21 protein-coding genes are annotated in these 23,086 nt (G+C 47.5%); 9 read left to right on the top strand and 12 right to left on the bottom strand.

The genetic code is table 11. The annotated features are described in order from the left end of the window. Positions 1-83 precede the first annotated feature (83 nt). The 3 genes from MIC7113_RS29840 (at position 84) to nblS (ending at position 5,423) form a co-directional block, all read left to right on the top strand. Positions 84-1,520 (top strand): FAD-binding domain-containing protein, encoded by a 1,437-nt coding sequence (locus MIC7113_RS29840; RefSeq protein ID WP_015185922.1) that lies wholly within the window; start codon positions 84-86, stop codon positions 1,518-1,520. 427 nt (positions 1,521-1,947) lie between these two features. Further along, positions 1,948-3,234 carry a phosphoribosylamine--glycine ligase gene (gene purD / locus MIC7113_RS29835; RefSeq protein WP_015185921.1) on the top strand — a complete coding sequence of 429 codons (1,287 nt, stop codon included), beginning with the start codon at positions 1,948-1,950 and terminating at the stop codon, positions 3,232-3,234. A 242-nt stretch (positions 3,235-3,476) separates the two neighbouring features. Beyond that, positions 3,477-5,423 (top strand): two-component system sensor histidine kinase NblS, encoded by a 1,947-nt coding sequence (gene nblS, locus MIC7113_RS29830; protein ID WP_226883724.1) that lies wholly within the window; start codon positions 3,477-3,479, stop codon positions 5,421-5,423. Between the two features lie 64 nt (positions 5,424-5,487). On the opposite strand, the gene MIC7113_RS29825 is transcribed toward nblS, so the two are convergent. Together MIC7113_RS29825 and MIC7113_RS29820 are read right to left on the bottom strand one after the other, a co-directional pair. Continuing rightward, positions 5,488-5,859, bottom strand: coding sequence for a zinc ribbon domain-containing protein (locus MIC7113_RS29825; protein ID WP_015185919.1), 372 nt, complete (start codon positions 5,857-5,859; stop codon positions 5,488-5,490). Between the two features lie 73 nt (positions 5,860-5,932). After that, positions 5,933-6,247: a TIGR03792 family protein gene (locus MIC7113_RS29820; RefSeq protein ID WP_015185918.1), complete on the bottom strand. Its 315-nt coding sequence runs from the start codon at positions 6,245-6,247 to the stop codon at positions 5,933-5,935. 205 nt (positions 6,248-6,452) lie between these two features. On the opposite strand from MIC7113_RS29820, the gene MIC7113_RS29815 reads away from it, so the two are divergent. Together MIC7113_RS29815 and MIC7113_RS29810 are read left to right on the top strand one after the other, a co-directional pair. Next, complete coding sequence (locus tag MIC7113_RS29815; protein ID WP_015185917.1) at positions 6,453-6,776, top strand: phasin family protein; 324 nt, start codon at positions 6,453-6,455, stop codon at positions 6,774-6,776. Positions 6,777-6,802: 26 nt separating this feature from the next. Beyond that, positions 6,803-7,363, top strand: coding sequence for an FKBP-type peptidyl-prolyl cis-trans isomerase (locus MIC7113_RS29810; RefSeq protein WP_015185916.1), 561 nt, complete (start codon positions 6,803-6,805; stop codon positions 7,361-7,363). A 34-nt stretch (positions 7,364-7,397) separates the two neighbouring features. Here MIC7113_RS29810 and dnaB read toward each other — a convergent pair whose 3' ends face one another. The 3 genes from dnaB to gloB all read right to left on the bottom strand — a co-directional run bounded on the left by dnaB (position 7,398) and on the right by gloB (position 10,263). Continuing rightward, the gene (gene dnaB, locus MIC7113_RS29805; protein ID WP_015185915.1) at positions 7,398-8,744 is read right to left on the bottom strand and encodes a replicative DNA helicase; all 1,347 of its coding nucleotides are present in this window, start codon (positions 8,742-8,744) and stop codon (positions 7,398-7,400) included. 139 nt (positions 8,745-8,883) lie between these two features. Next, complete coding sequence (gene rplI, locus MIC7113_RS29800; RefSeq protein ID WP_015185914.1) at positions 8,884-9,342, bottom strand: 50S ribosomal protein L9; 459 nt, start codon at positions 9,340-9,342, stop codon at positions 8,884-8,886. Positions 9,343-9,489: 147 nt separating this feature from the next. Continuing rightward, entirely contained in the window at positions 9,490-10,263 is a 774-nt protein-coding gene (gene gloB / locus MIC7113_RS29795; RefSeq protein ID WP_041781440.1) for a hydroxyacylglutathione hydrolase, read from the bottom strand. A gap of 210 nt (positions 10,264-10,473) precedes the next feature. On the opposite strand from gloB, the gene MIC7113_RS29790 reads away from it, so the two are divergent. Beyond that, entirely contained in the window at positions 10,474-10,680 is a 207-nt protein-coding gene (locus tag MIC7113_RS29790; protein ID WP_015185911.1) for a hypothetical protein, read from the top strand. A gap of 151 nt (positions 10,681-10,831) precedes the next feature. Continuing rightward, on the top strand, positions 10,832-12,844 hold the full coding sequence (locus tag MIC7113_RS29785) for an ABC transporter ATP-binding protein (RefSeq protein WP_315889669.1): 2,013 nt from the start codon (positions 10,832-10,834) through the stop codon (positions 12,842-12,844). Between the two features lie 57 nt (positions 12,845-12,901). Here the strand turns inward: MIC7113_RS29785 and MIC7113_RS29780 are convergent, their stop codons facing one another. The 7 genes from MIC7113_RS29780 to MIC7113_RS29750 all read right to left on the bottom strand — a co-directional run bounded on the left by MIC7113_RS29780 (position 12,902) and on the right by MIC7113_RS29750 (position 19,161). Next, positions 12,902-13,645: an HAD family hydrolase gene (locus tag MIC7113_RS29780; protein ID WP_015185909.1), complete on the bottom strand. Its 744-nt coding sequence runs from the start codon at positions 13,643-13,645 to the stop codon at positions 12,902-12,904. A gap of 132 nt (positions 13,646-13,777) precedes the next feature. Beyond that, positions 13,778-14,797, bottom strand: a complete 1,020-nt coding sequence (locus MIC7113_RS29775) for a 30S ribosomal protein S1 (protein ID WP_015185908.1) — start codon at positions 14,795-14,797, stop codon at positions 13,778-13,780. 225 nt (positions 14,798-15,022) lie between these two features. Then, positions 15,023-15,583 carry a transcriptional regulator NrdR gene (gene nrdR, locus MIC7113_RS29770; RefSeq protein ID WP_015185907.1) on the bottom strand — a complete coding sequence of 187 codons (561 nt, stop codon included), beginning with the start codon at positions 15,581-15,583 and terminating at the stop codon, positions 15,023-15,025. Positions 15,584-15,841: 258 nt separating this feature from the next. Beyond that, complete coding sequence (locus MIC7113_RS29765; protein ID WP_015185906.1) at positions 15,842-15,937, bottom strand: photosystem II reaction center protein T; 96 nt, start codon at positions 15,935-15,937, stop codon at positions 15,842-15,844. A 238-nt stretch (positions 15,938-16,175) separates the two neighbouring features. Continuing rightward, complete coding sequence (gene psbB, locus MIC7113_RS29760) at positions 16,176-17,705, bottom strand: photosystem II chlorophyll-binding protein CP47 (protein ID WP_015185905.1); 1,530 nt, start codon at positions 17,703-17,705, stop codon at positions 16,176-16,178. A 418-nt stretch (positions 17,706-18,123) separates the two neighbouring features. After that, positions 18,124-18,447 (bottom strand): hypothetical protein, encoded by a 324-nt coding sequence (locus MIC7113_RS29755; protein WP_015185904.1) that lies wholly within the window; start codon positions 18,445-18,447, stop codon positions 18,124-18,126. A 207-nt stretch (positions 18,448-18,654) separates the two neighbouring features. After that, on the bottom strand, positions 18,655-19,161 hold the full coding sequence (locus MIC7113_RS29750) for a YcxB family protein (protein WP_015185903.1): 507 nt from the start codon (positions 19,159-19,161) through the stop codon (positions 18,655-18,657). A 333-nt stretch (positions 19,162-19,494) separates the two neighbouring features. Between MIC7113_RS29750 and mnmG the strand changes: the two genes are divergently transcribed. Both mnmG and MIC7113_RS29740 read left to right on the top strand, forming a co-directional pair. Beyond that, positions 19,495-21,399 (top strand): tRNA uridine-5-carboxymethylaminomethyl(34) synthesis enzyme MnmG, encoded by a 1,905-nt coding sequence (mnmG, locus tag MIC7113_RS29745; protein ID WP_015185902.1) that lies wholly within the window; start codon positions 19,495-19,497, stop codon positions 21,397-21,399. Between the two features lie 179 nt (positions 21,400-21,578). Further along, the gene (locus MIC7113_RS29740; protein ID WP_015185901.1) at positions 21,579-22,820 is read left to right on the top strand and encodes a hypothetical protein; all 1,242 of its coding nucleotides are present in this window, start codon (positions 21,579-21,581) and stop codon (positions 22,818-22,820) included. Positions 22,821-23,086: the final 266 nt, after the last annotated feature.

The raw sequence follows: 23,086 nt of genomic DNA, 5'->3' as shown, positions 1-23,086 counted from the left end.
TCCCTTTGCGTCAGGAACTCCTCACAAAGCCTCAATTGACTCTAAGCTGACAAAATAAGCCTTCTTTGCTCAGCTTGGATTGAATGTCTGACTTAATTTTGTTCTGGCACCGCCGCGATTTACGCATCTCAGATAACATTGGACTCGCCGCCGCAAGGGCAAGCAGCCAAAAAGTGGTAGGAGTCTTCTGTCTCGATCCCAACATCCTGGAACGGGATGATGTGGCTCCGGCAAGAGTAAGTTACATGATTGGCTGTTTGCAGTCCCTTCAACAGGGTTACACCCAGGCGGGTAGTCAATTGCTCATTCTGCACGACGACCCGTGTAAGGCGCTGCCAGACCTTGCAGCCGCGCTCAAGGCGAAAGCCATTTTCTGGAATTGGGATGTTGAGCCGTATTCTAAACAGCGCGATCGCCTTGTCAGTGATGCGCTCACCCAGAAGGGGATTGAGGTACACCACCACTGGGATCAACTACTGCACGCCCCGGAAGAAATTCACTCAAAATCCCAGGAACCTTACACGGTATACACTCCCTTCTGGAAAAACTGGAGTAACCAAGCCAAAATGGCTCCTGTAGACACCCTCCACCAGGCTGAGGGACTCACCCCAGAAGAACAGGAGACAGCGCAACAAGCGGGAGCGATCGCACTCCCAACCGCCAAGGATTTAGGCTTTGTCTGGGACAATGAACTGTTGACGCAACCCGGAGAAGAGGCAGCACAAGCCAAGTTGGCGGAATTTAGTACTCATGCCATTACCGAGTATGAAGAACAACGCAATTTCCCGGCGATCAAGGGCACATCTGAACTGAGTGCCGCGCTAAAATTTGGTGCGATCGGGATTCGTACCGTTTGGGCGGCAACGATCGCAGCTTTGAAAAATAGCCGTAGTGATGAAACCCAAGCTAGCATCCAGGCATGGCAAAAGGAATTAGCATGGCGAGAGTTCTATCAACACGCGCTGTATCACTTTCCAGAACTCGCGGATGGGCCTTATCGCGATACTTTTAAAGATTTCCCTTGGGATAATAATCCACAGCTTTTCCAAGCCTGGTGTGAGGGTAAAACCGGGTACCCCATCGTAGATGCTGCCATGCGTCAACTCAACACCTTGGGGTGGATGCACAACCGTTGCCGTATGATTGTTGCCAGTTTTCTCACCAAAGACTTACTGATCAACTGGCAATGGGGAGAAAAATACTTCCTGCAAAAGTTATACGACGCCGACCTTTCGGCAAATAACGGCGGCTGGCAGTGGAGTGCTTCGAGTGGAATGGACCCCAAACCCCTACGGATTTTTAACCCAGCCAGTCAAGCCAAAAAATTTGACCCTGAAGGTGAATATATTCGAGAATGGCTACCTGAATTGCGGAGTGTGGATACTGAGTACCTGATTAGTGGTGACATACCCCCGCTTGAGCGCCACGCTCTCAATTATCCGGCTCCGATTGTGGATCACAAACAACAACAGCGTTTGTTTAAAGAGCGTTATCAGCAGCAAAAAGCCATGAAGGATTAGGTTAGGACGAATGGCACTGACATAAGAGCCTTGAAATAAATTTCAGGCTCAAAGCTGAAGTAAGCTAAAGCTTACTGGATAAGCTTTTTAACCCGTTTCAACGGGTTTTAGCTGTTAGCGCGAACTTTAGTTCAGGGCTTAAGTCAGTGACATTTAAGTTCGGACAGGAATCAGGAAAGTCAGCTATTCCCAATTGAACTGCCATGAGGCGGACAACTAGTGGAGGACGGCAAAAGTTTGTGACCACCTTCCAGCAACAAGGGGGACAAGGGGGAGATTTTAGCTGGTCACTTATTTCCGCCACGTTGCACTAGGATACCTATCCCACAACAGGTTTAACATCAACGAGAGTGCCCAATAGAGGTGCTGCCGTTGATTGGCAGTGTAAACTCTTGAAAGTTCAATTCTTCTGGAGCATAAAGCTAACGTGAAGGTTTTGGTGGTTGGCAATGGGGGACGCGAACATGCCCTGGCTTGGAAACTGTTGCAATCTCAGCACATTCGGCAGGTGATATGTATTCCTGGTAATGGTGGCACAGCCACAACAGAGCGTTGCCAGAATGTTTCCTTACGAGTCGATGATTTTGAGGGAATGGCTCGATTTGCTCTGGTTCAGAATGTAACATTGGTGGTTGTCGGCCCAGAACTCCCCCTATCTTTGGGAATTACAGACTACTTCCAACAACACAACCCAAACCTCATGGTTTTTGGCCCTACTCAGGAAGGCGCACAGATTGAATCGAGTAAATACTGGGCGAAGTCTTTGATGCAAGAGGCGGGAATTCCCACACCTCGGTGTGAGATTTTCACGAATGCTCAGGCGGCAATAGATTATGTCACAGCGCAAGGTGCGCCCATTGTTGTTAAAGCGGATGGATTAGCGGCGGGCAAGGGGGTAACGGTTGCTGCCACAGTGGAAGAGGCAAAGGCGGCGGTTGAGTCACTTTTCAAAAGTGGGTTGACTCCTGTGGTGATTGAAGAGTGTGTGACGGGTGAAGAAGTTTCGGTTTTAGCCCTAACGGATGGCTTAACAGTACGCCCTTTGCTACCTGCACAAGACCACAAGCGAATTGGAGAGGGCGATACTGGAGAAAATACGGGGGGAATGGGAGTTTATGCCCCAGCACCCATTGCCACACCCGCCTTGATGGAACGCATTGAGCAAGAAATTCTCCAGCCGACAGTAGATGCGTTACGGCAACGTGGTATTGATTACAGGGGGGTTCTCTATGCTGGATTGATGATTACGCCCCAAGGTGACCCGATGGTTCTGGAATTTAATTGTCGTTTCGGCGATCCAGAAACTCAAGCCATCTTACCTTTACTCGAAACTCCCCTGGACGAATTGTTGCTAGCTTGTACCCAACAGCGACTCGCGCAATTCCCACCCATTGCTTGGAAATCGGGTGCCGCAGCTTGTGTTGTTGCTGCTGCTCAAGGGTATCCAGGTGCCTACCCCAAAGGTCAGGTGATTACGGGAATCGAACAAGCCGAACAACTTGGTGCTACTGTATTCCAAGCGGGTACTCAGCTCAAGCAGCAACAGCTCTTGACAGATGGCGGTCGCGTACTAGGAGTGACGGCAACCGGGGACACTTTGGCTCTTGCGATCGCAGGAGCTTACAAAGCGATCGATTTGATTCAGTTTGAGGGAATGTATTACCGTAAAGATATCGGTCATCGAGCGATCAAATCGGATTCCTCCCACGATTAAAGGCGATTAAAAGTATATTTGTTGCCTCTACTCTCTCTAAATAACGTGAGCGTCTAGCAAATCGTTATATATATATAAAGGGGAGACGCTTTCTTGGGAAACGATTTCTGAGAACCTAAGCATCTACCTTTGAGAAGATTGTTCTGTTGATCGTGGTAAACCAACCGGGCTCGGCTTTGTTAAAAACCATACGAGAAGTTATCGCGCATTGGTGGTCGGACTTTACACTCCAAACCCGGCTGATGGCGGCAGCGACACTAGCCGTTTCTTTGATCATGAGTGGCCTGACCTTCTGGGCGGTGAACACGATTCAACAGGACGCGAGAATGAACGATACTCGCTTCGGTCGTGACTTAGGTCTGTTGCTGGCAGCTAATGTGGCACCTCAGATTGCGGAAAACAATCTGACAGAAGTGGCTCGTTTTTCCCACCGTTTCTATAGCACGACTTCCAGCGTGCGCTACATGATCTATGCAGATGCGGAGGGTCGAATCTTTTTTGGCATTCCCTTCTCGGAATCTGAGGTGCAGAACTCCCTCACGATTCAGCGCCGGATTGAGCTGCCCGAAAACTACGCGGGTAACTCGGAGTTGCCGATGGTGCGGCAACACCTGACGCCGGATGGGGAAGTGACGGATGTCTTTGTTCCCCTTAGACATGATGGCAAGTACTTGGGCGTTTTAGCGATTGGCATTAACCCCAATAAGAATGTGGTTGCGTCCTCAAATTTGACACGAGATGTGACCATTGCTGTCTTTATCTCGATTTGGGTGATGGTGATTTTGGGCGCTGTTTCTAACGCTTTGATGATTACGAAGCCCATTAAAGAACTGCTCACTGGGGTGAAAAATATTGCAGCGGGGAATTTCAAGCAACGAATCGACCTGCCTTTAGGGGGAGAACTGGGAGAGCTGATTTTCAGCTTTAATGAAATGGCAGAGCGCCTCAAGAGCTACGAAGAACAAAATATTGAGGAACTCACGGCTGAAAAAGCCAAGTTAGAGACGCTGGTTTCTACAATTGCCGATGGTGCTGTCTTAATTGACACCAATTTACAGGTGATGTTGGTTAACCTGACTGCACGACGCATTTTTGGTTGGGAAGGGTGTGACATTGTGGGGGAAAATGTCTTGCATCACTTGCCTAGCGTGGTCACGATGGAACTAACGCGGCCTCTTTATCAAATTGCTGGGGGTCAAACGGCTGCCGATCTCGATAGCGATGACCTTCGGCAGGGCGAAGACCGTGAAGGAGAAGAGTTCCGGATTACTCTCACCCAACCGGCGGGTCGCACGGTTCGCATTCTTTTGACCCGTGTGTTTGACCAGTACCGCGAAACACTCAAGGGAATTGCCATGACGGTGCAAGATATTACCCGTGAGGTGGAGTTGAATGAGGCCAAGAGCAATTTTATCAGTAATGTCTCTCACGAACTGAGGACACCCCTGTTTAATATCAAATCCTTTATTGAAACCCTCCACGAATACGGGGAAGATTTGACAGAAACCGAGCGTCGGGAGTTTCTCGAAACCGCTAATCGCGAAACTGACCGTTTAACTCGTCTGGTCAATGATGTCTTGGATTTATCCCGACTAGAGACATCTTGTCGAATTTATCACTTTGAGCCTGTAGATATTGCTCAACCCGTAGAACAGACGCTGCGAACCTACCAGCTAAACGTGCGTGACAAAGGTATTGAACTGCGTCACGATATTGAACCCAACTTGCCTCCGGTCTTGGGTCATTATGATTTATTACTCCAAGTATTTGATAACTTGGTGGGGAACGCCCTGAAATTTACGGAACCCGGTGGACGAATCGCGATTCGCGCCTATCTGATAGAACCAGCACTCAATCATCACAATGAGTCTAAATCCGTGCGAATTGAAGTCTCTGATACAGGCATTGGGATTGATGCAGAAGACCAAGAAGCGATTTTTGAACGGTTTTTCCGTGTAGAAAACCGAGTTCATACTCTGGAAGGAACGGGGTTAGGGCTTTCCATTGTCAGAAATATTATTGAGAAACATCACAGCCAAGTTCACTTATTGAGCGAAGTTGGTGTTGGTACAACCTTCTGGTTTGACTTGGATGTATTTGAGGAGAAAAATACAGGTGTGGAGCAGACGCCACAAGTTGACAGCTCATCCACAAATCAAGCCCCAACAGCGGCTAGCAGTTTGATTTAGTGTTCAAAAATAACCACATACAACAAAAAAAAGATTTTGTCAATAATTGTGTTGTATTTTTCATTCATTTAGAGGTCATGACCGTTAGCAGCACACTCACAGCTACCAAGCCTACTAGACCGAGCAAGGTTGGATGTTGCTGACAGTACAACCTTAAAGAAGTGATTAAGTCGGGACGGGTATTATGAACCTGCTCTCTCTCTAACTGACGCTGGTTCATATCGTCGTAAAGAGTGCACTCCTGAGCCAAGGGACGTTGCGGAAAGTTACAGGTATCATCCGCATGGTAAGTGCAACTGTCACATAGTGGTGTATCTCCCACGGCTCGGTGCAACGTAATACCTGGATGACCATAAGCTTTGAGCACCATTCTACAGTGGGGACAAGTCACTGCGCTGCTACTGACGGATTGGTGGCATTTGGGGCAATTTTGCATGAGTCGTCGCTCTGAGCCGCTTACAGATTCCTCTTTCCTCTAGGTTATCTTAGGCATACAAAGCCGTCTGGCTTTAGCTTGACGCCAGGGGAAATTTTCGGACTTGATACTCCGCCGCCTCAATAATGGCTTGTTGCTCTCCAAACTCTTGGGTAAATTGCTTTTCGACCTGTTTGAGCCGGTCTGACGGCACCGATTCCCAGGCTTCGCGGCTAGCCCAACGAATGACAATAATCACTTCTGTCGGTGTGTCTGGATTAATCCAGACTTCTTTGCCTAAGAATCCTGGATAAGTTGCCAGCATCGATGTCCAGATTTCGGCATCTTTTTGAATAAATTTTTCCCGGAGTTCGGGAGAGACTCTCACCTTGAGCCACTCAATGACCATGTTGACAAATTCTTCGTTGGGGTTAGTACGATGGCTCGAAAAGAGACCTCGCTCTATTGTGTCATGATTTATCTAGCGTAGGTTGGCGACAGGTGTTGGGTAGATGTCACACAATAGAACTGTAGGCTGGGAATAAATCCGGTGTCCGCACCCTTGGGAACAGTCTACGTTAAGCCCCCCAATTAAGCACCGAGTGACAGAACAGATGGATAATAACAATTGGCTCCAGCAGTTATTGATGGTTGGTGTTGGCACGACATCAGTAGTCGCCGAGAAACTGCGAACGGTGAGCGATGAATGGGTCAAAGAGGGAAAAATCAACCCAGAGCAGGCCAAAGGTATTGTCGATGAGATGATGCAGCAGATCAAGTCAGAGCATGGTAATCTCGAAGCGCAGATGGAACGGCAGTTGCGTAATATGATGCAAGACTTAGGTGTGCCTCGCCAATCAGAAATGGATGAATTGCGAGGTCGCATCGACCGTCTAGAGCGTCAGGTGCGAGACTTAGAAAATAAGCTCTGGCGTTGAGAAACGTTCAATCGGGAGGATAAATTTTGAAAGAGATTTTAATCAGCTTAGGGCTAGTATTGGCTTTTGGTTTGCTGCTGCTCGTGGCTCAGTTGGGTGGTGGGAAAAGCTCCGCTTACGCTTCCGAACTCACCAAAACTCAACCTGCCGTAGTGGCACCCGATACAAGTGCTAAACCGGCTGTTGACAATACAAAACTTATAGCAATGAATAGTGATTCAGAAAGCGAAAAGGCTACGGGTAAAGATGTTGTGACAACGCCCTCAGGTCTGAAGTACAAAGAGATTAAGCAGGGAGGCGGGGCTACTCCCCAAAAGGGACAGACCGTTGTGGTTCACTATACAGGAACTTTGGAAGATGGGACGAAGTTCGATAGTTCCCGCGATCGCAATCGTCCCTTTTCCTTCAAAATTGGTGTGGGACAGGTAATCAAAGGCTGGGATGAGGGCGTCGGCTCGATGAAGGTCGGTGGACGGCGTCAACTAATTATTCCCTCGGAATTGGGTTACGGTGCTCGTGGTGCGGGTGGAGTGATTCCGCCTAACGCCACACTGATTTTTGATGTGGAACTGCTGAAAATTAGCTAAAAGATATCTTACCTCTCTCAATGAGATGGAATCTTCATCGATTGGGAGAGGCAAGGTTCCGAAAACGAGTAAATTGGGGGTCAAATAACAGCTTCACGACACCGGTCGGGCCATTGCGATGTTTAGTAATAATCACTTCTGCAATCCCTCTGTCCGGTGTATCGGGGGAGTAATATTCGTCGCGGTACAACATAATAATTAAATCGGAGTCTTGCTCGATCGCACCCGACTCTCTCAAATCGGACATCATGGGTCGTTTATTGGTGCGGGCTTCTACCCCTCGACTGAGCTGAGATAGAGCAATCACCGGAACCTGAAGTTCGCGGGCTAATCCTTTCAGACTGCGGGTGATTTTCGAGAGTTCTTGCACACGGTTATCGCTGCCACTCCCTTCCATTAATTGCAAGTAGTCAATCAAAACCAATCCCAACTTTTCGCCCTGTTCCGCCTGAAGACGCCGCACTTGCGATCGCATTTGCATCACCGTCTGGTTAGCGGTATCGTCGATATACATCGGCAATTCCGATAACGTGCCCAGCGCACGACTCAAATCGCTCCACTGATTTTGACTAATCCGCCCAGTCCGCAAATAATTACTCTCAATTCCCGCCTCACTTGCCAAGAGCCGTTGCACTAACTGCTCTTTTGACATTTCCAAGCTAAAAATGGCTACGGGGAATTTTTCAGCAATATTGCGAGCAATTCCAACCGCGAAGCTGGTCTTGCCCATTGACGGGCGACCTGCCACAATAATCAGGTCAGAACGCTGAAAACCGCCGGTCATGACATCTAAGTCATAAAACTCAGAGGAAATACCGGGTAAAGCCGCACCTTCCTGGCGAATTTCAATTTCTTGGAATGTCTGAATGAGGGTTTCAGAAATCGGCACTAAACCTTGTTGAGGACGCTTTTGGGTCAGGCTAAAAATCTTCTGTTCGGCTTGGTCAAAGACGGTTTCTAACTCAATGGATGTCTCATAACCCAGCTCAACAATATCGTTACCGGCTTGAATGAGTTGGCGACGCAGGTACTTATCCACCACCAGTGCGGCATATCGGTCTACATTGACCGCTGACACGGTACGCTCTACTAACTCCGCTAACTTGCTCTGACCGCCAACTTTAGCTAATAATTCGTGGTCATACAGCCAAGTGGTCACACTCATTAAATCCACTGGCTTGCCTTGAGTATGCAGGGCTAAAATGGCTTTGTAAATTTCTTTGTGGGTATTGATATAAAAAGCTTCTGGGCGCAGAACATCAGCAACTCGACCCATGGCTTCGGGGTCTAACAAGATGCCTCCAAGTATGGATTCCTCGGCATCAACGTTTTGAGGGGGTAAAGCGTTACTAAATGCAGAGAAACTCAGGTCGTCAGTCATAACCCAGGCAATATCGGAAGATAAGACCAGCTTAGCGAACGCAAGGCTTGAGAGATGATCCTGTTTAGTTCACAGGAGGAGGCACCAGACCCCGCCCATACTGGGTATGGACGAGGAATGCGTGCCCGAACGTTCAAAGTTAGTTAGGCGTAACTTGAATCTCTACGGTCGCCGTGACATCCGGATGTAACTTGATTTCTGCTTTGTAGAAACCAAGTTTGCCGATATCGGGTAAGGTAATGCCCCGACGGTCTACTTCCTGATTCGTGGCGGCTTGAATCGCTTCTGCAACTTCCTGGGCGGTAACGGTACCAAAAATGGCCTCGTTTTCACCCACTTGCTTTTGGATGACAAAGCGACCCACCGTTTCCAGCGCTGTCTTGCGGGCTTCGGCTTGTTGCTTCTCTTCGAGTAAGCGCTGCCGCTCTTGCTCTCTACGACGTTCAACTTGCCTGAGAATGCCAGGAGTGGCAATCATTCCTATTTTTTTAGGAATTAGATAATTGCGAGCATAGCCAGGAGCAACGTCAACCAGATCTCCGGTTTTTCCTAGCTTGTTAACATCTTGACTTAAAACTAATTGCACACGTTTCGCCATAGTCGTTATTTCAGGTACTGACTTCCAAGGAACAGTGGTGATATCCTAGAACACTTCATAGTACGAAAATCTGTGTAATGATCGCAACCCGATGGGTGATGGGAATTTTGACTTTCTGCGGTACCCATGGGTAATCACCGACTCCCATTAAAACCGATCCTTCATCCCCCGCAGCCGTGAGAAAGTCTGCACGGGTTCTTGAGACTTGACAGCGGCTTGTAGTGTTGGCTCCTCCCAGCGCAAAAATGGATTCGTCCGCTTTTCCACAGCCAACAGGGATGGTACAGTTGCCTCCGAACGTTGACGAGCGGATTGAACTTCCGTCAGTCGGTTTTGTAAGTCGGGATTTTCGGCATCTACGGTGAGGGCAAATTGGAGATTTTTCAGCGTGTACTCGTGAGCACACCATACCCGCGTATTATCGGGCAAAGCCCGTAGCTTACTTAAAGAATCCACCATCTGCGTCGGGGTTCCTTCAAAAAGTCTGCCGCACCCCCCCGCAAATAAGGTATCACCGCAGAATAGCTCCCCCGTTTCACCCTCGACGGCTGGAGGAAAATAATAGGCAATATGCCCACGGGTATGTCCTGGAACGAACAAGACTTCTCCCGTTCTGTTGGCAAATTCGACCTTATCACCCTCCTGTAAAAACACCTGTTGTCCTGGGATGCGACCCCTATCTTGAGCGCCCCCATACACACAGACATCCAGGAAATGTTGCCTCAACTGCCGATTCCCGCCGACATGATCCATGTGATGGTGAGTATTGAAAATCGCGACCAATTGAGCGCCTAGTTGGTCTAGATGCCGTAGCACCGGAGCCGCCTCTGCTGGGTCAACAACCGCCGCAACGTTTTTTTTGGGGTCATGGAGCAAAAAAATATAGTTGTCAGAAAGTGCACAAAGCCGATTGACCTGCATGACTTGTCCTGCCTCACTCAAATCCGTTTCTTTCTCGATGGGTGAACCGACCCAACCCTCTAGATAGACACGTTCCAACCCACCCTATTCAACCATAGCTCTACCCATATCTCGGATGTGAGATGACGCATCCATACCAAGCAGACTATCTTAGGAGAAAATTAAAGCAATATCCAGCGTGCTAAAACGGGATCGCGTGACCAGTAACTAATGGCAGGAAACAATCAAAATCAGTTTAGTCAAACCCTCAAGCCGATCATGGAGCGCATTTTTCAGACTGGTCAATTGAGCCGTCAGGAACATCTACAACTGGTTACTACATTCCTCTCTGACTATAAAGTCACGGATGATGAGCGCAGCCAGATCAATCGCATCTTTGACGACCTGCAAATCGGTCGCTTAAAGATTATTGATTAATTAACATCTTCTTCCAGGAAAAAGCTCGCTTTATCTTGGTATCTTTATCTCTTATTGCACTAAAAATGATGCTAAAAAAGTCAGCATTAGTGTAAGAAAAAGCTTTATATCTTATCGCATCACCTACTCTATGTCTCCTAATCAGCTCCTTTTGAAATACGCACTACGCTATCCCGGTTGGATTGTTTTAACCATTATTCTTGGTTCATCTAGTGCATTGTTTAATGGGGTTAGTACAACACTGATTGTGCCCTTAGTACTGGGATTTTTGGGGAAAGAGGATATAAACCTGAACGTTGGTCCGCCAGCCATCCAAAAAATCCTCGCGTTTTTTGATCGAGGTGATGATAGCAGCAGTATTTTGTTCATGGTTGCAATAGTCGTTTCAGGAATTATTTTAAAGAACATTGCCGTATACATGAATGCCATCGTTTCAGCCAATTTATCCAGAAAATTGGTTAGGGATATTAGGGAAGAAGGAATTAAGCTACTTTTAGAAGTCGATATGGCTTATTTTTCTAAAACTAAAGTTGGAGATATTCTGAATCAAATAGGGAATGAGGTAGGTCGAGCTACGGTTTCTATCCGAATTGCGATTAATATATTTACCACATCCATTAATATTTTAATATATATTGGTATTCTTGTTTCCATCTCTTGGAAACTTACATTAGCAGCCAGTGGTTTATTATTCCTGGTCGCTTTGATTAACCAAGCCCTCATCCAACGGGCTAAAAGCTTTGGTCAAGTGCTATCAGAAAAATCCAGCAAATATGCGACAATTCTGGTCGAGATGTTGACAGGAATGCGCTTAATTAAAACAGTTGGAAATGAAGAATATGAGTATAAACAACTCGATAAATTTGTTGATGACTTAGAAAAAGTAGATGCCAGATCGCAGGCTAATTATGATGCCATTGGTCCAATTAATGAAATAGTAGGAACCTTATCAATTTTAGCCATTGTCTTTTTGGGAAAAGCTTTCTTTTGGCAGCAGATGGAGTCGCTGTTAACTGTATTACTCATTTATCTATATGTACTCTTTCGATTACTTCCGGTGGTTAGCCAACTGAATGCCCAAAGAAGTCAATTTGCCAATGCCGCACCGGGAACTCAAATTGTTGCAAATTTTTTGCGGCGAGATAACAAACCTTTCATGACGAATGGTTCAAGTTTTTATACAAAAATCAAACAAGGAATTCGTTGGGAAGGAGTATCTTTTACCTACCCTGGTCATGAGGATTTAGTACTGAAAGGGGTTGATTTATGGATTCCTCAAGGAACAACTCTTGCTTTAGTGGGTGCTTCGGGGGCAGGTAAATCAACAATGGCGGATTTGCTACCAAGATTTTATGACCCGATTGAGGGGCGAATTACAATCGATGGCAAAGATTTAAGAGAATATGACATCCGATCGCTCAGGCAGGCGATGGGAATTGTTAGTCAGGATACGTTTTTATTTAATAATTCGGTTCGTTACAATATCGCCTATGGGCTGAAGAATGTTACGGACGAACAGGTGCTTTTAGCTGCCAAACGAGCGAATGCTTATGAATTTATTATTCAGTTACCCCAAGGGTTTGATACAGAAATTGGCGATCGCGGTGTTCTGCTATCTGGAGGACAACGGCAACGACTAGCAATCGCCCGTGCTCTGCTGCGTAACCCCGATATTCTAATTTTGGATGAGGCTACCAGTGCTCTGGATACCGTATCTGAGCGACTGGTACAACAAGCCATTGATGAACTCTGCCGCGATCGCACTACGATTGTGATTGCTCACCGACTTTCTACGGTGCAAAAAGCCAGTCAGATTGCGGTGCTGGACAAGGGACGAGTTGTCGAGCTGGGTACTCATGAGGAACTGCTCAAAAAAGGCGGCTACTATACACGTCTTTACTTAATGCAATTTGACCGCAGCGCGAATGAAGTGATCCATGCATCAGCTAATGAGGCTTTTATCCGAGCCTCTTATGAAATTCGGAATCGCCTCAACCCTATGATTGGTTTCTTGCAATTAGTGGTTGATGACTTGGTAGAAAGCAGTGGGGAACGGGACGAATTAACGGAAGAAGCTTATAAATCAGCAATTCGGCTGCTTAACAACTTAGAGCTTTTAGAAGAGAATTCTAGCCTTGGTGAAGGGTACTGGGTTGAAGGTTGAAAATTGAAGGTTTTTCTCCTACGAAATGTCAACTCTTCTTGCCCATTCTGGTGTGGGTTAAGACTCAATTACTTGGATTTCATCCAGTTGGGAAATCGCTACATCTGCCGCTTCTAAATGTGCCGCTTCTGGTGTTCCCCAGCAGATGCCAATACAACCCGCCGCACCCGCACGACGTGCCATCTCAATATCCCCAGCAGAATCTCCCACCATGAGAGTAGCGGCAGGTTCAACACCCAACCTTTGGCAGGCTTGGAGAAAAAGTGAGGGGTCGGGTTTACTTGGCCCTTCATCCACACCCTGCTGTAACTGGATGTAAGGTTCGAGTTGGTGACGCTGCACAAAAGCTTGTACTCCTGATGTTCTCGCCGCTGACAGGATTCCCAGTTTTAATCCAGCTTCTGAGAGGCATTTCAAAACTTCCAGGCTACCGACAAACAGGGGTGTAGTGTTAGCGGCATCTTTCAGGTAGTGATCTGCTTCTGCAAAGGCATTGTGAGCGATCGCTAACGACTCTAACCACCCTCGACCGGTTTCAGCAATATAGGCCGCCGCCGCAATTTCAGTTTCACGACGGCTTCCTACCGCCATCAAACCGGCGGGGTCAATCTTTTCCCCATTGATGCCAAATGCCATCAATAATGGCTCTCCAATGCCGGGAATTTGCGCGTCAATCAGGCGCGATCGCTTTTGCCCCAGTTCTCTCAAAAAGATTTGCGAATCCTCTAGGGTTCCGTCTTTATCAAAAATGATGGCTTGGATGTTTGGGAATATCGCGTCTCGACAGCGAATCGTAACCAAGGGCTAATTTCTCCTGTGTACAAACAACAAAAAACATCAGGGGCTTCCCCACCATACCTATAAAAAAAGAGGGAAAATCCCTCTTCATTACACAGTTGGGTGTTTAAAACCCACCCCCAACATAAAACGTAATTATTCTTCGATCGCAGCGACGACTTCTTCTTCATACTCTGGCTCTAGCTCTGGCTCTGCTTCTGCCTCTGGCCCTAGCTCTGGCTCTAGCTCGTCAGTAGCCGCCACTTGCTGCTGTTGAGCTGCACGCATCTTCTCCCGGTACTTCTCGGCCATTTCTTCCGCTTTTTCGTAGACACGATCGCGGTTATTGATCATATCCCCCGGTTCTGGCTCTAATTGCTTAGTAGACAGAGAAATCCGACCTCTTTCCGCATCCAAGTCAATGATCATGACCTTCACTTCATCATTGACGTTAAACACGCTGTGAGGGGTATCGATATGGTCGTGGGAAATCTCAGAAATGTGTAGCAAGCCGCTAACACCACCAATATCGATGAATGCACCGTAAGGTTTGATGCCCCGCACAGAACCGATGACCACTTCACCCACTTCTAGGCGGTTCATCTTACGCTCAACCAGCGCACGACGGTGTGATAGAACCAGACGGTTACGGTCTTCATCGACCTCCAGGAATTTCAGTTGGAGTTCTTCTCCTACCAAATCTTCCTTCGGTTTGCGCGTGCTGATATGAGAACCGGGAATAAAGCCACGTAGCCCCTCAATTCGCACTAAAGCTCCACCTCGATTAGTGGCAAAGACGAGGGAGCGAACGGTTGCATCTTCAGCTTGCAACTGCCGTACGCGTTCCCAAGCCCGCATATACTCGATGCGACGGATTGAGAGAGTGAGTTGTCCATCTTCATTCTCGTCAGTCAGAATGAAAAATTCCCGCGTTTCGTTTGACTGTAAGACTTCCTCCGGGTTGTCAACCCGGTTGATTGACATCTCCTGAATCGGGATATATGCTGCGGTTTTAGCACCAATGTCAATCAGAGCGCCTCTAGGCTCCAAACTGAATACGGTACCAGCGACGATATCACCAGGGCTAAAGTGATAATCATATTTATCAAGAAGGGCGGCAAAATCGTCGTGAGTGAAGCCAATATCGACTGTAGCGGTTCTTTTCTGACTGAGCATGTGCGTTGCGTTTCCTAGTTTTATCTCCGTAATGACTATGCCTCCTGTGGATGTACAAGCACGTCGGCATTGTGCTGCCTACATCTACCTACACCTACATTGCGTTGTCTATACCTTATTTTAAAAGATTTAATAAAGTGCAGACAGTTAATTATAACTCAGGCTGGATGCCTTAGTAGAGTTTCTTTATCCGCTTCTCGTTGATGAGATAGTTGATGAGATAGTTTACACTTTTACTTCTGAATTCTCTGAGACCCTCCTTGATGCCGATGGTTCCTGTTCGTCTACCTCCACATCTACTGTGCGGGGGCTTGGAGATATCTCAATAAGTTCCTCATGGCTTTTGAGGTGATCTAAAGTTTCCACAAAATCTCGGATGCCTTGAAACTTCCGATAGACTGAGGCAAAACGGATATATGCAACTTCATTCTCCTCTCGCAAGTATCGAAGAACTAATTCACCAATTTCATTACTAGTGACTTCCCGTCCGGATTGCTGCTGTAATTCAGCCTCAATTTCATCCACAAATACTTCCAAGCTTCTTTGAGGAATCTCTGTTTTTTCGCAGGCTCGGATAATTCCCCGTAATAATTTGGAGCGGTCAAAAGATTCTCGCTTTCCATCGCGTTTGATCACAGTCATTGGAACAAATTCGATGCGTTCGTAAGTGGTGAAACGATGTTTACACCGCAAACACTCTCGACGCCTGCGAACACTTTGTCCTGCTTCGGTGGAACGGGACTCAAGAACGCGGCTGTCGGTGTGCTGACAATAAGGGCATCGCATAGAAAAAGTCCTTGATTGAGCGGGGTGTAGTCAAAGGCAGTTGGCCAAGGAGAGAACTGTGACTCGGATGCTGTAACTGTAAATATATGCGAAAACCTGAACCCCTCGTCGCCTATCTCATTTTCTCAATTCGAGAAACCAATAGACTGCTGAAGGCTCAGGATATCCAAACTAAGGTTTTAGAGTTTTGACACTCACGCGACTACGCTGCGTTTGGGGCGTTAACGTCATAGCTCCTCAAGAGCCGTTCGCTGTTAACTACTTTTCAATCCGAGGCGGCTCTCTGAAAGCGATCGCAAAAAACAGCGTAGCGATCGCACAGGTCAAAATCAAGATATAAGCAATGCTTTCCATGTCAATAATTCCTGACTATCTGCTCAATTACCAGTCTAACTCGCCATGCTAATGAAAAAATCAAAAGGCTCAAAAGGGGTGAAGTGTGAAGGATGAATTTCTCGTGCTTGTCTCCAGAAATAATGAAGCAACCCGATTATTCATCCATGAGCTTGTATAGTTCAGCATTCCAACTTCATATTTTAAGCTTCACACTTCAGCCTTTAGTCGCCTTTTTACCTTTTACACAATTGCCGTTCTAGACAGCTTCTTTCTTCCGGGTACTCTTGTCGCCCACTTTCTGGAACAGACCCCACTCGACTTGCTCTTCCATGTCAGCTTCCACGCCAGCAAACACATCCCGGAACAGAGTCCGAGAGCCGTGCCAGATGTGCCCAAAGAAGAACAGCAGAGCAAACACTGCATGACCAAAGGTGAACCAACCACGAGGGCTAGTACGGAATACACCATCAGAGTTCAGGGTTTCTGTATCGAACTCGAAGGGTTCACCTAGTTGAGCCTTACGAGCATATTTTTTCACGATCGCTGGGTCTTTAAAGGTCTGACCATCCAGTTCGCCACCGTAGAGGCTAACCGTGACACCCGCCTGCTCAAAACTGTATTGCGATTCTGCGCGACGGAATGGAATATCTGCACGCACAATGCCATTGGCATCCGTTAAGACCACAGGGAAGGTTTCAAAGAAGTTGGGCAGGCGACGAACCGTCAACTCCCGGCCTTCAGCATCCTTAAATACCGGGTGACCCAACCAAGTTTGAGCGATACCATCGCCCTTGTCCATCGGGCCGGTACGGAACAAACCACCTTTAGCAGGGGAGTTGCCTACATAGTCGTAGAACGCCAGCTTCTCTGGAATTTGGTTCCAAGCTTGTGATTCGCTGGCTCCAGACGCCAGACTGGATTGTACGCGGCGGTCAATTTCTTGTGTGAAATAACCTTGATCCCATTGATAACGGGTCGGGCCAAACAATTCGATGGGGGTTGTTGCACTGCCGTACCACATCGTCCCTGCCACCACAAAAGCCGCAAAGAAGACAGCCGCAATACTGCTAGACAGTACGGTTTCAATATTCCCCATCCGCAGTGCTCTAAATAGCCGTTCCGGTGGTCTGACGGTGAGGTGGAATAAACCCGCAATTACACCGACAACACCCGCTGCAATGTGGTGAGCGACAACGCCACCTGGATTGAAGGGGTTAAAACCTTCAGGTCCCCACGCGGGTGCTACGGGTTCAATGTGACCTGTCAGTCCATAGGGGTCAGATACCCACATCCCCGGACCAAAGAGTCCGGTTAGGTGAAACGCTCCAAAGCCAAAGCAGAGAAGACCCGACAAGAACAGGTGAATGCCAAACATTTTTGGCAAATCCAGAGCCGGTTCGCCTGTGCGAGGGTCTCTGAACAGTTCTAAATCCCAGTAAACCCAGTGCCATACGGCAGCCAGGAACAGCAAACCAGAAAGGACGATGTGAGCCGCCGCAACGCCTTCAAAAGACCAAAAACCTGGGTCAACAGCCGTTTCGCCGGTAATGCTCCATCCACCCCAAGACTGGGTGACACCCAAACGAGCCATGAAGGGCATGACGAACATCCCTTGACGCCACATTGGGTTCAAAACTGGATCGCTTGGATCAAAAATTGCCAATTCATAAAGGGCCATTGAACCAGCCCAACCTGCCACCAGAGCAGTATGCATCAGGTGTACAGCAATCAGCCGCCCTGGGTCATTCAGGACGACTGTGTGTACTCGGTACCAGGGTAGTCCCATTGACTACGCTCCTCCTCGGATAAAGTTTCTACTTCGACGCTTCTTTTCTGAAGATATTAGAAATTGACGCTCCCTTTGTAGAGTTTTTTTAATCAACTCCAGGTCAGGTAACGTAGTTTGCGGACACGGAGTCCGTGAAACTGAAGATTGTTTAAAGAAGTGTAACTATTGTTAGAGCCGATTGCAAGCCAATCTCAGAGTTATGATCCCATGTTTCAGCCAATATTGGGTCAATTTTCTTAACAATAATTCACATAAGACACACAGACAGACACCTTTTGCAGGAATGGGGTCGCGGCGAGGGAGGTTGAGGCTCTCAGTTTTTTTATATATAGGGTTAGAATGACTCTCTCCGTGCCACAAGAGAGTGGCAAGGGAGAAAGTTCTACTCCTTACTACTCCTTGAGGTAAAGGAGTTTCATTCGTCCATAGAGAGGGGACTAGACCAAGTCTGTGCCGTTGCCAGTCTCTCTAAGGCTTGCTCAGCCGTAATCAGGCGTTTAAGGACAACCTGGCCAATATTCTTGGCAGAATCGGATGCGGCATCAGGCGTCGGTTTAACTTCAACCATGAGAACGGCTTCTTCCACCCGATAAAGCCATAATTTTTCCCCTTGCTCCAGGATACAAAGGTTCATTTGCTGAATTTCGGGTTCCCGTCGCCACGAGTGTATGTTCCATAATCCGCCAAACTCCCAAACCCGACCGACCATCCATCCATCGGAGAGAAAAAAGTACTTCACTGACCTTTGTGTCCAACCTTATTTTTCGGCATTATGGCTTCTCTGGGCAGAAGTGGGCTAGCATTGTTAATTTTTTTTAAGAAATTCGTCTTTAAGGACATTTTTTTGTATCTGAGAAAATGACCCGGATGATTATGAAGTTTTATTGAGAAAAGGTTTCTTTAGTCTGTTCAAGACATTAGACGAGCAAAGGCGATCGCACGTAATTTAACAAGGTGTTCCTATCTTTGTGCGAAGTAACTCTCGAAATTCCTCTATTTGTTCATCACTATCGAAAGCCCGTTTTGGAAAAATGTTAAACACGTTGCTGACTTGATATAATACAAAGAGATTTTTTGTCTCCAAAAACTTAATATAAATTTTCCAGCGCAACTTATTTTCAAAATTTTCACTTTTCTGGTAAATCCATTCTTGTGTAAATTCAAAATTCATTGCTTCTTGTAGAAGTGGCTGACTTTTCCAAACCTGCCTATTGAGATAGCTTTGAATTAGATTAAAAGAAGGGTGACAGATGATTCCACAAGTGAACATCACAAAACCAAAAAAATAGTCTTTATAGCTTGAAAAAATGCTGACAAGAATAAGAAAAACTCCAAAAGCAATACCTGCAATACTGCCAAACCAATATAATAAATAGATAAAACGATTCGATTTAAAGTGAGCTTGGCTAGCTTCCTGATAATCTTTGAGAGTCAGTCGATATTCAATCCGCATAGTAGGTGTCCTTATTTTTTTGGTGAATAGTACTTTTCCTAAGTCAATGCTAGATAGCTGTAAGCTGATATGCATTTAAATTGCGTATTCCCTGTTCCCCCTTCCTTTTGAGGAATTTAGGTATCCCAACCTGAATGCTGAACAACTTACTACTTATCACCCTTTTGTTGAATCTTTATGCCATAAACCTGATGTCTTAACCTCTTCACCTCAGAACGAGAGGAAGCATTGATTGCCTACGCCTATCGCATTAGCGCATCTGTCTGCCCAAAGAATGCAGCCAATTCAAACGGCTAGAATTAAGCATGAGTCCTCGTTACTCAGACGTTTGCCATGACCCTTACTTCCTCAGTAGAATTCCTCGATTCCTTTGATGTCATTGTTGTGGGTGCCGGTCACGCCGGTTGTGAAGCCGCCCTCGCCGCAGCACGGTTAGGTTGTCGTACATTGCTGTTGACACTGACACTTGACAAAATCGCTTGGCAACCCTGTAACCCCGCCGTCGGTGCACCCGCCAAGTCTCAGTTGGTCAATGAGGTGGATGCCCTGGGTGGGGAAATTGGCAAAATGGCCGATCGCACCTACCTGCAAAAACGAGTCCTCAACTCCTCACGAGGGCCTGCTGTTTGGGCATTACGCGCACAGACGGATAAACGGGAATATGCGGCAGTAATGAAGGGAATTGTCGAAAATCAAGAAAATTTGACAATTCGCGAAGGCATGGTTACGGATTTGTTGCTGGGAGCGAATGATGAAGTCATTGGCGTTCAGACTTACTTTGGTGTGGGGTTCCAAGCACCGGCCGTTGTGTTGACAACGGGCACCTTCTTAGGTGGACGCATTTGGGTGGGGAATAAATCCATGTCCGCTGGACGCGCTGGGGAATTTGCGGCAGTTGGGTTGACGGAAACCTTGAATCAACTCGGTTTTGAAACGGGACGACTGAAGACCGGTACTCCCGCACGGGTGGATAAGCGGTCAGTAGACTACAGTCAGATGGAACCTCAGCCAGGGGATCAGGAGGTGCGCTGGTTCAGTTTTGACCCGGAAGTATGGGTGGAACGAGAGCAGATGAATTGCTATCTCACCCGCACGACGGCTGAAACTCACCGACTAATTCGGGAAAATCTGCACCTGTCACCCGTTTATGGGGGTTGGGTGGATGCTAAGGGGCCGCGTTATTGTCCCAGTATTGAAGATAAGATTGTGCGCTTTGCCGATAAGGAAAGCCACCAGATTTTTATTGAACCGGAAGGACGGGATATTCCAGAACTGTATATTCAAGGATTTTCAACAGGGTTGCCAGAGGGATTGCAGTTGCAAATGTTGCGAAGTCTCCCTGGTTTAGAACACTGTGCGATGCTACGTCCTGCCTATGCAGTTGAGTACGATTATCTCCCCGCTACTCAGTGCTACCCAACTCTGATGACCAAAAAGGTAGAGGGGCTATTTTGTGCGGGGCAAATTAATGGGACGACGGGTTATGAAGAAGCCGCCGCTCAAGGTTTGGTGGCTGGGATGAATGCGGCGCAGTATGTTCGGCATCAAGAGATGATTGTGCTGCCTCGTGAGGGTAGCTACATCGGCACGTTGATTGATGATTTGTGTACGAAAGATCTCAGAGAACCGTACCGGATGCTGACGAGTCGTTCTGAGTATCGCCTGTTGTTGCGATCGGATAATGCGGATCGGCGTCTGACGCCCTTAGGGCGAAGTATCGGGCTGATCGATGACCGACGTTGGGAACTTTATACCCAAAAACAAGGAAAAATTGAGGCAGAAAAACAGCGACTCCAGGAAATTCGGGTAAAGGAACATGATGAACTGGGGAAAGCGATCGCATCGGATACCCAGCAAAAGATTAAAGGGTCTATTACTTTAGCTGACTTGCTGCGGCGTTCTGGATTCCATTACGTCGATCTGGATCGCTATGGATTGAGTAATCCTGACCTTAATCAGGCGGAACGCGAAGGTGCGGAAATTGACATTAAATACTCCGGTTATCTCCAGCGCCAACAAAACCAAATTGATGCGATTTCTCGCCAAGCCCATCGGCAGTTACCGCCCGATTTGGATTATGCAAAAATTGAAACGCTGTCGAAGGAGTCCCGTGAAAAGCTCTCCAAGGTAAAACCCATGACAATTGGTCAGGCATCTCGAATTGGTGGCGTTAACCCAGCTGATGTTAACGCTTTACTGGTTTATCTAGAAATGCGTTCAGTTTCCTTGGTTCCGTAGCAATGGGTGCCTTCTGCCTTCTGCCTCCTGCTTTCTGCCTGATGAGACAGGGCACGTCTGGAATTGAAGATTTTTGCGAAAATTTTCTCTAGAATCAGTAGTTTGGCTGCTAATCTAAGCGACAGGAAGTGCCAAGCGAGCCTTTTAATTAATTCCATAGCCACGAGAGTGAGCAACCCATGTCTCAGAACGTCAGTACGAACCCAAAGGAAAGAGAGCCATCCATCGCTCCTACTCCCATCCAGCCTTGGTCGGCAGAGGCAGAGGCTGATAGGTTGATGGATGAGTTATTTTCAGACCTCGACCAAATTTTAGAGGGCGGCAATCGGTTGCCGACAGAACCTGCCAAGCCAGAGTATGTTTCCTTAAAGTCGATTGTAATTCCGCAGATTCCCACTCCCCCGGCAGTGGTGCCACCTCCGGAGAAACTCTCTGAAACGCCTAGCCCTGAATCAAGGGATTCTCAGTTAAGTGAGAGGGTAGAGACACAGGTATTAGCCAAATCGGACTCTCGTCCTAATCGGTTCAGCTTGTCTTTGGAAAGATTCCTATTACTGATCGGTTTTCTCGTATTAGGTCTGTCGATTATCCTGCTGTTGGTGAAGCAGAAAAGGCTAACATTGCCGGAGTGGCTAAAGCCGACACCAACACCTACGGTTCATACCAGCCAGGTGTCAGAATCGGATGCTCAGTTTGCTAACTACATGCTGCGATCGCTAGAGGTGATTGACAACAAGAATAAAGCGAAGCAACAAGCAACAACTCCTCCTAGTGGTACTACGGGTAACCCGCCAGCGCTTCCTTCTGGTAATCCTCCCCAGGCGGCGAGTCCGCCTCAGCGTGTGATCGAAAGGGTCTACATCCCGGTTTACCCGCCTCAGAACCCTGCTGCTCCTGTGGCACCCTCAGCAGGAGCTAGACCCCCAGTCCCTACCCTCTCTGCACCAGCGCCCTCATCAGGAGCCAAAGCCCCAAGTCCTTCTCCTGCTGCTAAACGGGCGGCACCCAGCCCTTCTCCTGCTGCTAAACGGGCAGCACCTAGCCCTACTCCTGCTGCCAGACAGGCAGCACCCAGCCCTTCCCCTGCTGCCAAACGGGTGGCACCTGCCTCTCCTCAAGCCGCAGCACCGACAACCCTTCCGGTTTTACCCGCGTTGCCTGCGTTGCCTCCCTCTGTGATTATCCCGACGGCACCAGTTGCTCAATTACCGACATCTGCGAACAAACACACTCTTGTCGGAGTAATGGAACAGGGCGATCGCTCGGCGGCGTTGTTTAATGCAGGTGGTGTTACCCGATATATTTTCGTCGGTGAAGCCATTGGCGATAGTGGCTGGACGTTAGTGTCGATCGCCAACCAGGAAGCTGTGATTCGACGCAATGGTGAAGTTCGCTCTGTTTATGCGGGCCAATCATTCTAATCGAGAAAGACATCAACGTTCCTCGTTGGAAACAGGTCTGGATGCTCTGAGAATTCTGAGATTAGAGAGGCGATCACCTCTCTAATTTCTTGCTGAGATCACCCAGAACAAGACTACCGATTTGGCTATTCTTGAAGTAGCATAGAACGCATCACCCTTAAGACGTAGGAGGAAATCTGCAAAAATCCGAATTCACCAGGGTTTTAATTCCCATCCTGGAATTCGGTCGCAGTAAGGGTTTATATCTTTTTTAAGGTGGATGATAA

The organism is Allocoleopsis franciscana PCC 7113, from assembly GCF_000317515.1.
Classification (GTDB): domain Bacteria; phylum Cyanobacteriota; class Cyanobacteriia; order Cyanobacteriales; family Coleofasciculaceae; genus Allocoleopsis; species Allocoleopsis franciscana.
The sequence above is the reverse complement of the archived record's forward strand: the minus strand, read 5'-3'. Positions and strand labels throughout refer to the sequence as shown.